Origin of the sequence: Stenotrophomonas sp. Y-13 (assembly GCF_046267925.1) — a bacterium.
Taxonomy (GTDB): Bacteria; Pseudomonadota; Gammaproteobacteria; order Xanthomonadales; family Xanthomonadaceae; genus Stenotrophomonas; species Stenotrophomonas acidaminiphila_A.
This window is the reverse complement of sequence record NZ_CP176501.1, coordinates 1,967,734-1,979,510: the sequence shown is the minus strand read 5'-3', so window position 1 is coordinate 1,979,510 and position 11,777 is coordinate 1,967,734. Positions and strand designations below refer to the sequence as shown.

The window sequence follows — 11,777 nt, the reverse complement described above, 5'->3', positions numbered from 1 at the left end:
GCAAGCGCACAGCAGAGCCCTCCATGACCCACGCCAAAGCCACCTTGCTGCTCCCTGCCCGCAGCCGTTTCTCGGGCGGCACCCTGCCGGCACGGGTGGCCAGCGCGCTGGGACGCGCCGACCGCAGTACCGGCGACGCCGGCGAATCGGCGCAGTTGCGCCGCCATTTCCAGGTGCAGCCCGATGACTGGTCGGCCGCCGCGCTCACCCGCCAGGTCGATGCCGGCGATGCCAGCGGCAGCCTGTGGCTGCGCGCCGACCCGGCCAACGTGATGCCGGACATGCAGGGCGCGCGGTTGATGGCATCGGCCGAGAGCCTGCGCCTGGAGCCGGCCGACGCGGCCGCGCTGCTGCCCGCGCTGCAGCCGCTGTTCGCCGGGTTCGGCTTCCAGCTCGACGCGCCGTCGCCGTCGCGCTGGTACCTGCGCCTGCCCGACGACACGCCGCTGCCGGCATTCACCGCGCCCGATGCCGCGCTCGGCGACGACCTGTTCGAACACCTGCCCGAGGGCGACAACGGGCGCCAGTGGCGGGCGCTGCTGACCGAAGCCCAGGTGGTCCTGCACCAGCATCCGTGGAACCAGCAGCGCACCGCGCAGGGCAGGCGTGCGGTCAACTCGCTGTGGTTCTGGGGCGCCGGCCGGTTGCCGCAATCGGTGCGCACCGGGCATGCCCAGGTGCGCAGCCGCGATGCGCTGCTGCAGGGGCTGGCGGCCATGGCCGGGGTGCGCATCGATGGCGACCAGGCGGTGGATGCGCTGGTGGACCTGCGCCAGCTGCGCTCGCTGGAACAGCTCACCGGCGACGCCATCACGCCGCTGCTCGATGCCATGGCCCGCGGTGAACTGCGCGAGCTGCGGCTGGATTTCGAGGATGGCGTCTGTTTCCGCATCCACCGTGGCCAGCGCTGGCACTTCTGGAAGAAGCCGCTGGCGGCACTGCGCGATGAATGATGGCCTGAAGATCGTCCGCCGCCCGCCCGGTGACGCCGGGCAGTGGGACGAGGGCATGCTGCCGCTGCTGCGCCGCATCTACGCCGCGCGCGGCGTGCGCTGCACCGAGCAGGCGCAGCCGAAATTGGCGCAACTGCACCCGCCGGACCTGCTTGGCGGCATGCACGCGGCGGTGCAAATGCTGGCCGCGGCGATCGCCGCCGACCGGCGCATCCTGATCGTCGGCGACTTCGATTGCGACGGCGCCACCGCGTGCGCGGTCGGCGTGCGCGGCCTGCGCCTGCTCGGCGCCCGCGACGTGGTGCATGCGGTGCCCAACCGCATGCTGCATGGCTACGGCCTGTCGCCGTCGCTGGTGGCCGAGCTGGCGGCGCTGCAGCCGGTGCTGCTGGTGACGGTGGACCACGGCATCGCCTGCCATGCCGGCGTCGCCGCGGCCAAGGCGCTGGGCTGGCAGGTGCTGGTGACCGACCACCACCTGCCCGGCGAACAGCTGCCGGCGGCCGATGCCATCGTCGATCCGAACCTGGACGGGGACGCCTTCCCGAGCAAGGCGCTGGCCGGCGTCGGGGTGATCTTCTACGTGCTGATGGCGTTGCGCCGGCACCTGCGCGAGGCCGGCGCGTTCGCCGATGGCAAGGGCCCGGACCTGACCCCGCTGCTGGACCTGGTGGCGGTGGGAACCGTTGCCGACCTGGTGGCGCTGGACGACAACAACCGCGCGCTGGTCGCGGCCGGCCTGCGCCGGTTGCGCGCCGGCCAGGGCTGCGTCGGCCTGCGCGCGCTGATCGAGGCCAGCGGCCGCGACCCGCGGCGGCTCACCGCCAGCGATATCGGCTTCGCCCTGGGCCCACGGCTGAACGCCGCCGGTCGGCTTGAGGACATGGCACTGGGCATCGAGCTGCTGCTGACCGAAGACCCGGCGCAGGCACGCGAGATCGCCGCGTTGCTGGAAGAGATCAACGCCGAGCGCCGGGCGGTGCAGCAGTCGATGACCGACGACGCCGAACTGGCGGTGTCGCGGGTACTGCTGGACGGCAGCGGCGGGCGTCCGGTGGCGGCCTGCCTGTTCGATGCGCAGTGGCATCCCGGCGTGGTCGGGCTGGTCGCCTCGAAGATGAAGGACCGCCTGCACCGCCCGGTGATCGCCTTCGCCCCGGCCGAGCCGGGCGCGCAGGCGCTGCGTGGCTCGGCGCGCTCGATTCCCGGCTTTCACATCCGCGATGCGCTGGCCGCGGTGGATGCGCGCCATCCCGGGCTGATCGAGCGTTTCGGCGGGCATGCCATGGCCGCCGGCCTGAGCCTGCCGTTGTCGCGGCTGGAGGCGTTCCGTACCGCGTTCGAGCAGCAGGTGCTGGCGACGCTGGACCCGGCGTTGCTGCAGCAGCAACTGCTCAGCGACGGCGAACTGTCCGCGGCCGAGCTGGATTTCCGCCACGCCGAGGCGCTGCGCCTGGCCGGGCCGTGGGGGCAGGGGTTCCCGGAGCCGCTGTTCGACGGCCACTTCGAGGTGGCCAACTGGCGCGTGCTCAAGGAGCGCCACCTGAAACTGGAGCTGCGCCTGCCCGGCCTGGCCGCGCCACTCAATGCGATTCACTTCGGCGGCTGGACCGGCACCGCCCCGGGCCGCCACGTGCACCTGGCCTACCGTCTGGTCGGCGACGATTACCGCGGTGGCGGCGCGATCCAGTTGATCGTGGAGCACTGCCAGGCGGCCTAGGCATGGCGCTGCGGCTGGCGCTCATGGACGGCTGTCGGCCACCCTCGTCGCCGGCGCGGCGGCGGCCGCGGGCCTGAGTCCGAACAGCGGACGCAGCCAACCGACGCGCCGGATCACGGCGTAAGCCCCCAGGCACAGTGCGAAGGTCGCCACCACCAGCAACACGGCCTCGGCCATGGCCGGAATGTGCAGCGGCTTGAGCGCGTGGGCCAGCACTACGATCACCGTCTGGTGGAGGATGTACAGCGGGAACACCGCCAGGCTCAGGTAGCGCAGCAGCGGGCTGTCGACGTCGCGCCAGCGGTAGGCGAAGCCGAGCAGCGCGGCGATGGCGCACCACTGGTCCAGCGCCCAGGCCACGCGCAGCCACTGGCGCAGCGGTTCCGGTACCGGGTGGGCATCGTCATGGCCGGCGAAGTACCAGGTATGGACCAGCAGCGCGTAGCTGGCGGCGGCCAGCAGCAGCGCCGGCCAGCGCAGGCGCTGCAGCGAGCGCCAGAAGCCCTCGTTGAAGGCCACCAGGAAGCCGATCAGGTACACGCTCGCGTACTGCGCGTGGTTGTACCAGTCGTCCACCAGCGCATGGGTCTGCTCGAAACGCGCCACCAGCAGCAGCCGTGCCAGCGCCAGCAGCAGCGCCGGCAGCAGCAGCGCGCCCCAGCCCTGCAGCAGGCGGGCGCTGGCGTCGCGCAGCGCCGCCAGCGCCGGTGCCGGCAGTCGCCACAGCAGCCATGCCAGCAGCGTGTAGCACCACAGGTAGGGCAGGAACCACAGGTGGTTCCAGGTCGGCAGGACCAGGCACTTGCCGTCGCTGCCGCAGAAGCCCTGGTAGGCAGCCAGGTACTTGCCATAGAAGTCCAGCCCGCTGCCGGCATAGCCGCCGGGCAGCTGTTCGACCACCTGCAGGTAGGCCTGCGGCGGCACGATCACCAGCATCCCGAACAGCAGCGGCAGCAGCAGCTGGCGCGAGCGACGGCGCACGAAGCCTTCGCCGCGGCCGCGCAGCATGAACGCGGTGGCGACACCGGAGATCAGGAACAGCAGCGACATCCGCCAGGGGCTGGTGAGCAGCATGAACGGTTCCGGCGCGGTGCTGGCCGCCGGGCTTTTCACGTGCCAGCCCCAGCTCACGTAGTACATGCCCACGTGGTAGAGCACCAGCAGGCAGAAGGCGAAGACGCGGACCCGGTCCAGGTCGTGGCGGCGTTGCATCGTGGTGGCATCCGGAGATGTTGGAAAGGCCGCCAGCCTTGCCGCGCCCGGCCCGCCCGGCCAGTGCCAGGGGACGGCCGGGGGGGCGTGCAGGGACGAACGGTGGGCGCGCGGGGACCGCCGGAACCACGCCAGCGGCTAGAATGCGGCCGATGCGCGACGCCGAACCGCTGCCGTACGAACGCTATCTGCCATGGAGGCGCTGGGTCGAGGTCGGCTTCTGGCTGGTGATGATCGGTGGCAACTGCGTCGCCAACAGCGTGGTCACGCTGATGGACCTGCGTCGCCGCGGCTCGGATATCGCCGCCTGGGAGCCGGCGCTGTGGGAGGCCAGCAGTGCGCTGGTCTGGCTGCTGTTGATCCTGCCGGGCATGGCCTGGTTCACCCGCCGCCATCCATTCCAGTGGAGCGGGTGGGGGCGGCAGGCGCTGCGCTATTTCGCCGCGAGCCTGGGGGTCTGCGGGGTGCACGTGCTGGGCATGGTGGCGCTGCGCGCGACCGCATACGCCAGCGTGGGCATGGACTACGACTTCGGGCCGTGGCCGCGGGGCCTGTTCTACGAGTACCTGAAGGACATCCGCAGCTTCGCCTACATCGTATTGACGATGGAGGCCTACCGCGCCCTGTTGCGGCGCTGGCAGGGCGAGGCCAGCCTGCTGTCCGAGCCGGACGAAGGCCCGCCGCTGGAGCCGGTGGAGCGCCCGGAACGTTTCCTGGTGCGCAAGCTCGGCCGGGAGTTCCTGGTCGCCGCCGGCGACATCGAATGGCTGCAGGCCGCCGGCAATTACGTCAACCTGCGGGTGCGCGGCCACGACTATCCGCTGCGCAGCACCATCGCCGGGATCGAGGCGCGGCTGGACCCGGACAGCTTCGTGCGCATCCACCGCAGCTACATCGTGCACCTGGCGCAGGTGGTGTCGCTCGAACCGCTGGACAGCGGCGATGCCCGTGTGCACCTGCGCGACGGCAGCGTGCTGCCGTGCAGCCGCCGCTACCGGGCCGCGCTGCGTGCGCGCGGCGCGATGGAATAGCCGGCCGCGCGCGCGGCCGCCGGGCCCCCGCGCGGGCGGGTGCGCAGGCCGCCAGACGACGGCCTGCGCGATGCCGCGGGTTTACCGGCGCCGGACCAGCAGCCGGTAGGCGCCCGTCGCGGACGGGTCGAAGCTGTGCGCCATCAGCACGTACTGGCCGGCGTCCAGCTCGATCTCCAGCTGCGGATCCAGGCTGGTGTCGCTGTCGTCCTGCGAGGCGACTTCCTCGCCGTCGCGCATCAGGGTGATCATGCCGTCCAGGCCGTTGCTGCCGGTCATGCTGATCACGTAGTGGCCCTTGCGCGGGACCTCCAGCGTGTACAGGCTGCGCGAACCGGCGATCAGCTGGCCGCTGGTCTCGCGGCCGGGGACGAGCACCGGGCGGGTCGGGCCATCCGGTGCCGGGGCGGTGCTGGTGGCGATCTGGAAGATGCCGCCGCGGCCGTTCACCGAGCGCACCGAAACGTTGTACTCGCCCGGGTCCAGTACCTGCGACAGGCGCGAGTTCACGCCGCCGCCGCCATCGTCGTCGCTGAGCGTGAAGTCGGGGCCCTGCAGGGTCAGGAAGGTGTCGATGTCGCGGCTGCTGGCGTCGAACTGCACGCGGCGGCGGTCCGCCAGCGAGAACACGAAGCTGCGGGTCTGGTCGGCGCCGACGAAGCTGCTGGCCAGCCCTTCCAGCGGCAGCGCACCGCCGTCCTCGAACACCAGCCCTTCCGGGAAATCGGCCCGCTCCACGCCCAGGTAGAACGCGCCGCCGTTGCGTGAGAAGGCATTGGCGGTGAGGGTGTAGGTTCCCGGCTGCAGCGGTGCCACCAGCCGCGAATTGGTGCCGTTGCCGCCGTCGTCGTCTTCCAGCGCCACGCCGTTGCCGCTGAGCTCCAGCCGGGTGTCGAACGCGTCCGATTCCAGCGAGACGGTGTACAGCCCGGGGGCGTCGACCTGCAGGGTATAGGTCTGGCGGTCGCCGACCAGCCAGTCGGTGATGCGCTGGCCGGCCGCCAGCGGCTTGCCGTCATAGGCGACGATCGGCGTGGCGGTGAGGTGGAACGGGCCGAAGGCGCGGGCGTCGGCACCGCTGACCGCGACCAGGTACTGGCCGCCCTTGTCGGCGCGCACGCTGAGCTGCGCACCTTCGCCGCAGCCGCATTCGGTGCGGCCGACCAGCATGTCGCGGTGGAACACCGCCAGCGTGCCGTTGAGCGGGCCGTCCAGTTTCAGCGATACCGCCTGGCCGGCCGCCAGCTGCAGGCTGAACAGCTGGCTGCGGCTGCCGTCGCTGTAGTTCAGCGCGGTGGCGGAGGTGATTTCACCCGAGGTCTCGCCGTTGCTGGCGAGGGGGCGGGCGGCGGGGGCGGCGTGAACGGGGGCGTTCAGGGCGGCGGCGATGGCGAGGGTCAGCACTCCAGCTGCGAGTCGCTTCACGTAGGGGTTCCTTGGTGTGTTGCAGGGGGACGGCCAGTGCCGGGCGCGACGCAGGTGGACTGCTGGCGCCGCTGGCCAGGGGGAAAGCGCCGGGACGGCGGGCAGGGACCCGCCGCCCCGGTGCTTCAGTTCGCGACGGCCGCCTCGGCCGCCGCGTCGGTGGCGGTGGCGGCGTCCTTGCGGTTGCTGATGGCGGGCGCGGCGGCGTCGCCGCCCAGGTCGGTGGTCTCCAGCTCGAATACGCCCTGCTGGCTGCCGAAGCTGGAAACGGTCACCGTGTAGCGGCCGGGGCCCATGCGCAGCTCCAGCCGCGCGTTGGTGCCGTTGCCGCCATCGTCGTCCTCGGCCTCGATGCCGGGGCCGCTGACCCGCAGCACCGAATCGAAGTTGTCGGCGATGGCATCGAACTGCAGGTGGCGCGCGCTATCCAGCTCGAGCACGAAGCTGCGGCGCCCACGCGAGTCGACCATGCCCTGCGCGGTCTGGCCGACGGCCAGCGCGCTGCCGTCGCGGATGATCAGGTCCTTGTCGACCGGGGTCAGCGCGACCTTCAGCGTGAACGCGCCGGTGCCGCCGCTGAGCGACGACGCGGCGAGGGTGTACTCGCCCGGCTCCAGGTACGCGCGGATGCGGGCGTTGAGGTTGCCGCCGCCATCGTCGTCCTCGATATCGACGCCACGACCGCTCAGGCGCAGGTAGGCATCGAGCGCGCCCGATTCCATGGTGACGGCGTAGATGCCGGCCTTGTCGACCTTGAGCGTGTAGTCCTGTTTTTCGTCCACCAGCCAGTCGATGGCTTCGCTGCCGGCCCCCAGCGGCTTGCCGTCATAGGGCGTGACCTGGCTGCTCTTGAGCTTGAACGGGCCGAACGCATCCGCGCTGGCGCTGTTCACCGCCACCAGGTAGGTGCCGTCCTTGGGCGCCTTGAACGCCAGGCTGAGCCCGCGGTCGCCGGCCTCGCCCTCGTAGCCACCCGCCGAGGCGGTGGCCAGCAGGTTCTGGCCGTCGAACACCGACAGCTGGCCATCGAGCGCGCCGCCCAGTTCCAGGGCCACGGCCTGGCCGCTCTTCAGCGCCATCCGGTAGCCCTGGTGGCGGCTGCCGTCGTTGTAGTTCAGGCGGCTGGAAGAGGTGATCTCGCCGGAGACGCTGTCGCCGACGGCGAAGCTGGGGGCGGTGTCGGCTTCGCCGCCGCCCAGCTTCTGGCAGGCGGCCAGGGCCAGGGTCAGGGAAAGGGCGGCGAACAGGCGGGTGGGGCGTGTATTCAAGCGAGAGTCCTTGATCGGTTGAAAGGGCCGCGCCGCGACGCGGCTGGCCGCGATTCTACCGGCAAGCGCCGGCGGTTCCGCGGGAACCGGCCGCGCGCGCGCGATCACCGCCGGCATGGATGGGCGATGCTAGAATTAGCGGCTTGTCTGCATCTGCATGGACCGACCATGATCGAACTGAATCCGATCCGCCAGCGAATCACCGATCTGACCGATCGCGTGGTCTCGCTCAGGGGGTATCTTTGACTACGACGCCAAGAAAGAGCGTCTTGAGGAAGTAACCCGGGAGCTGGAAAGCCCCGATGTCTGGAACAACGCCGAGTACGCGCAGAACCTGGGGCGCGAGCGCGCCAGCCTGGAGAAGACCGTGCTGGGCATCGCCGGCGTGCTCGACGGCATGGCCGAATGCGGCGAACTGCTGGACCTGGCCGAGAGCGAACAGGACGAGGACACCGCGCTGGCGGTGGTCGCGGACCTGGACAAGTACCAGGCCCAGATCGAGAAGCTGGAGTTCCAGCGCATGTTCTCCGGGCAGATGGACTCGGCCAACGCCTTCGTCGACATCCAGGCCGGCGCCGGCGGCACCGAGGCCCAGGACTGGGCCGAGATCCTGCTGCGCATGTACCTGCGCTGGGCCGAGAGCCGCGGCTGGAAGACCGAGCTGCTGGAAGTCTCCGGCGGCGAAGTGGCCGGCATCAAGTCGGCGACGTTCCGCGTGGAGGGCGATTTCGCCTACGGCTGGCTGAAGACCGAGATCGGCGTGCACCGCCTGGTGCGCAAGAGCCCGTTCGATTCGGACAACCGCCGTCACACCAGCTTCACCTCGGTGTTCGTGTCGCCGGAAGTGGATGACAACATCGACATCCAGATCAACCCGGCCGACCTGAAGACCGACGTGTACCGGTCTTCCGGTGCCGGTGGCCAGCACGTCAACAAGACCGAATCGGCCGTGCGCATCACCCACGTCCCCAGCGGGGTGGTGGTGGCCTGCCAGACCGAGCGCAGCCAGCACGCCAACCGCGACCGCGCGATGAAGATGCTGGCCGCCAAGCTGTACGAGCTGGAGATCCAGAAGCGCAACGCCGAGAAGGATGCGGTGGAAGCCACCAAGTCCGACATCGGCTGGGGCAGCCAGATCCGCAATTACGTGCTGGACCAGAGCCGCATCAAGGACCTGCGCACCGGCATCGAGCGCAGCGATACCCAGAAGGTGCTCGACGGCGACCTGGACGAGTTCGTCGAGGCCAGCCTCAAGTCCGGCCTGGAAGCCGGTTCCAAGCGCATCGACGCGTAACCGGCGCGCGGCGGCCCCGGCGTCCGCGCGTCCGCTCCACCGCCCGTCCATCGGCATGATGGCCGGGCCTGTTTCCTCCCCCGCCACCATCAAGCCAACGCCATGAACGACCAGACCCCCGCGCCGCAGACCCCCGTCGACGAGAACAGCCTCATCGCCGAGCGCCGCGCGAAACTCACGGCGTTGCGCGGGCAGGGGATCGCCTACCCGAACGACTTCCGCCGCGAACACTTCGCCGGCGCGCTGCAGGCCGAGTTCGCCGACGCCGGTACCTGGACCGCCGAGGCGCTGGAAGCCTCCGGCCGCACCGTGAAGATGGCCGGCCGGCTGATGGCCAAGCGGATCATGGGCAAGGCCAGCTTCGCCCAGATCCAGGACGAGTCCGGCCGCATCCAGCTGTTCCTGCAGGCGACCGCGCTGGACGAGGCCTATGCCGCGTTCAAGGGCTGGGACGTGGGCGACATCATCGCCGTGGAAGGCGGCCTGACCCGCACCAAGACCGGCGAGCTGTCGGTCAAGGCCACCGCGCTGCGGCTGCTGACCAAGTCGCTGCGCCCGCTGCCGGACAAGTGGCATGGCCTGGCCGACGTCGAGCAGCGCTACCGCCAGCGCTACGTGGACCTGATCGTGACCCCGGAGTCGCGCGAGGTGTTCGTCAAGCGCTCCAAGATCATCCGCGCCATGCGCGCCTGGCTGGACGCGCGCGACTTCCTCGAAGTCGAGACGCCGATGATGCATTACATCCCCGGCGGCGCCACCGCCAAGCCGTTCACCACCCACCACAACGCGCTGGACCTGGACCTGTACCTGCGTGTGGCCCCGGAGCTGTACCTCAAGCGCCTGGTGGTCGGCGGCCTGGAGCGGGTCTACGAGATCAACCGCAATTTCCGCAACGAGGGCGTGAGCACCCGCCACAACCCGGAATTCACCATGATGGAGCTGTACGAGGCCTACGCCACGTACAACGAAGTGATGGACCTGACCGAGGGCGTGATCCGCGACGTGGCCCGGCAGGTGCTGGGCACCACCACGGTGGAGTGGGACGGCGCCAGCATCGACCTGGCCCCGGCCTTCCGCCGCTGGCGCATGGACGAGGCGGTCCGCCACCACAACCCGGAAATCAGCGTCGCCGACTGCACCGACCGCGACGCCCTGCTGCGCCATTGCGAGCGGCTGAAGATCAAGGTCAAGCCGTCCTGGGGCTGGGGCAAGCTGCTGCTGGAAATCTTCGAAGCCACGGTGGAGCACACCCTGGTGCAGCCGACCTTCATCACCGACCACCCGGTGGAGGTGTCGCCGCTGGCCCGCGCCAGCGACACCGAGCCGGGCTACACCGACCGCTTCGAGCTGTTCATCAACGGCAAGGAGATCGCCAACGGCTTCTCCGAGCTGAACGACCCGGAGGACCAGGCCGCGCGCTTCCAGGCGCAGGTGGAGGCCAAGCAGGGCGGTGACGACGAGGCCATGCACTACGATTCGGACTACATCCGCGCCCTGGAATACGGCATGGCCCCGACCGGCGGCCTGGGCATCGGCATCGACCGCCTGGTGATGATGCTGACCGGCCGCGCCTCGATCCGCGACGTGCTGCTGTTCCCGTACATGCGCCCGGAGAACTGAGCGCGCGCCCGCTCCGCCGGGCGCCGTGTACCGGCTTGCGGGCCTGCCCGGGCACGGGCGTATTGCAGGGCCGGCGCATGCAGTTGATGATGCGATGTCCGCCGGACCGTGCCCGCAGGGGCCGGTGAGGAGGCGCGGCGTGCCGGGAGCCTGACTTCCCGGCAACAGCGGTTTCATCGGACAGACAGTCACATGCGCTTGGAAATCGTCATCGTCGACGACCAGACATCGGCCCGCAGCATGGTGCGGCATGTGCTGGAAGACATCTCGCCGGAACTGGGCGTGTACGACTTCGCCGATCCGCTGGAGGCGCTGGTCTGGTGCCAGTCGCACGATACCGACCTGCTGCTGCTCGACTACCGCATGCCCAACATGGACGGGCTGGAGTTCGCCCAGCGCTTCCGGCGCATGCCCGGCAACCGCGACGTCCCGATCGTGCTCATCACCGTGGTCGGCGACGAGCCGCTGCGGCAGAGCGCGCTCGAGGCCGGGGTCATCGATTTCCTGGTCAAGCCTATCCGCCCGCGCGAACTGCGCGCGCGCTGCAACAACCTGCTGCAGCTGCGGCGCCACAGCCAGAGCGTGCGCCAGCGGGCACTGTCGCTGGAACAGCGGCTGCTGGCCAGCATGCACGAGGTCGAGGAGCGCGAGCGCGAGACCCTGTCGCGGCTGGCGCGCGCCATCGAGTACCGCGACGCCGGCACCAGTGCCTTCCTCGAGCGCATGGCACATGTCGCCGGGCTGATCGCCGACGAGCTGGGGCTGCCCAGCGAGGACGTGCGCACCATCGAGATGGCCGCGCCGCTGCACGACATGGGCAAGATCGCCATACCCGATTCGATCCTGCTCAAGTCGGGCAAGCTGGACGAGGACGAGCTGGCGGTCATGCGTCGCCACCCGCGTATCGGCCACGAGCTGCTCAGCGGCAGCAACAACCGCTTCATCCAGATGGGCGCGACCATCGCCCTGCGCCACCACGAGCGCTACGACGGCAGCGGCTACCCCGACGGCCTGGTGGGCGAGGACATCCCGCTGGAAGCGCGCATCGTCGCGGTGGCCGACGTGTTCGACGCGCTGCTGTCGCCGCGGCCGTACAAGGAGGCCTGGTCGATGGACGCCGCGCTGGCCTACCTCTACGCCCAGCGCGGGCGCCTGTTCTGCCCGCGCTGCGTGGATGCGCTGCTGCAGGCGCGCGAGCGGCTGGAGCAGGTCTGCGCCCGCTACTCGGCGGCGTTCCCGAGACCGGAAGCCTGA

General features: G+C 70.5%; 9 protein-coding genes. 6 read left to right on the top strand and 3 right to left on the bottom strand.

What is annotated here, in order from left to right; translation table 11 throughout:
* Positions 1–23: 23 nt before the first annotated feature.
* Positions 24–953, top strand: a complete 930-nt coding sequence (locus ACJ7VY_RS08970; RefSeq protein WP_409475449.1) for a phosphoglycerate mutase — start codon at positions 24–26, stop codon at positions 951–953.
* Complete coding sequence (gene recJ, locus ACJ7VY_RS08965) at positions 946–2,673, top strand: single-stranded-DNA-specific exonuclease RecJ (RefSeq protein ID WP_409475448.1); 1,728 nt, start codon at positions 946–948, stop codon at positions 2,671–2,673. Before ACJ7VY_RS08970 ends, recJ begins: the two co-directional genes overlap by 8 nt.
* Before the next feature lie 21 nt (positions 2,674–2,694).
* On the opposite strand, the gene ACJ7VY_RS08960 is transcribed toward recJ, so the two are convergent.
* Positions 2,695–3,885 carry an acyltransferase family protein gene (locus ACJ7VY_RS08960; RefSeq protein WP_409475447.1) on the bottom strand — a complete coding sequence of 397 codons (1,191 nt, stop codon included), beginning with the start codon at positions 3,883–3,885 and terminating at the stop codon, positions 2,695–2,697.
* 152 nt (positions 3,886–4,037) lie between these two features.
* Here ACJ7VY_RS08960 and ACJ7VY_RS08955 point away from each other — a divergent pair, with 152 nt between their 5' ends.
* A complete protein-coding gene (locus ACJ7VY_RS08955; RefSeq protein WP_104940205.1) occupies positions 4,038–4,916 on the top strand; it encodes a LytTR family DNA-binding domain-containing protein in 879 nt (292 codons plus the stop codon).
* A gap of 81 nt (positions 4,917–4,997) precedes the next feature.
* Here ACJ7VY_RS08955 and ACJ7VY_RS08950 read toward each other — a convergent pair whose 3' ends face one another.
* Positions 4,998–6,341, bottom strand: a complete 1,344-nt coding sequence (locus ACJ7VY_RS08950; protein ID WP_409475446.1) for an ABC transporter substrate-binding protein — start codon at positions 6,339–6,341, stop codon at positions 4,998–5,000.
* Between the two features lie 125 nt (positions 6,342–6,466).
* Entirely contained in the window at positions 6,467–7,609 is a 1,143-nt protein-coding gene (locus tag ACJ7VY_RS08945) for a PPC domain-containing protein (protein ID WP_409475445.1), read from the bottom strand.
* Between the two features lie 168 nt (positions 7,610–7,777).
* On the opposite strand from ACJ7VY_RS08945, the gene prfB reads away from it, so the two are divergent.
* The 3 genes from prfB (at position 7,778) to ACJ7VY_RS08930 (ending at position 11,777) form a co-directional block, all read left to right on the top strand.
* Positions 7,778–8,903 (top strand): peptide chain release factor 2 gene (gene prfB, locus ACJ7VY_RS08940; RefSeq protein ID WP_104938903.1). Its coding sequence is split into 2 segments (ribosomal slippage): positions 7,778–7,852 and positions 7,854–8,903, totalling 1,125 coding nucleotides; the frame shifts between segments, so codons are not numbered across the junction.
* A 102-nt stretch (positions 8,904–9,005) separates the two neighbouring features.
* On the top strand, positions 9,006–10,523 hold the full coding sequence (gene lysS, locus ACJ7VY_RS08935) for a lysine--tRNA ligase (RefSeq protein WP_104938902.1): 1,518 nt from the start codon (positions 9,006–9,008) through the stop codon (positions 10,521–10,523).
* 192 nt (positions 10,524–10,715) lie between these two features.
* Positions 10,716–11,777 (top strand): two-component system response regulator, encoded by a 1,062-nt coding sequence (locus ACJ7VY_RS08930; RefSeq protein ID WP_104938901.1) that lies wholly within the window; start codon positions 10,716–10,718, stop codon positions 11,775–11,777.

What these genes read in the sequence shown, in the direction of transcription:
- ACJ7VY_RS08970 (WP_409475449.1), top strand. Translation starts at nt 24, where the DNA reads ATGACCCACGCCAAAGCCACCTTGCTGCTCCCTGCCCGCAGCCGTTTC.
- recJ (WP_409475448.1), top strand. Translation starts at nt 946, where the DNA reads ATGAATGATGGCCTGAAGATCGTCCGCCGCCCGCCCGGTGACGCCGGG.
- ACJ7VY_RS08960 (WP_409475447.1), bottom strand. Translation starts at nt 3,885, where the DNA reads ATGCAACGCCGCCACGACCTGGACCGGGTCCGCGTCTTCGCCTTCTGC.
- ACJ7VY_RS08955 (WP_104940205.1), top strand. Translation starts at nt 4,038, where the DNA reads ATGCGCGACGCCGAACCGCTGCCGTACGAACGCTATCTGCCATGGAGG.
- lysS (WP_104938902.1), top strand. Translation starts at nt 9,006, where the DNA reads ATGAACGACCAGACCCCCGCGCCGCAGACCCCCGTCGACGAGAACAGC.
- ACJ7VY_RS08930 (WP_104938901.1), top strand. Translation starts at nt 10,716, where the DNA reads ATGCGCTTGGAAATCGTCATCGTCGACGACCAGACATCGGCCCGCAGC.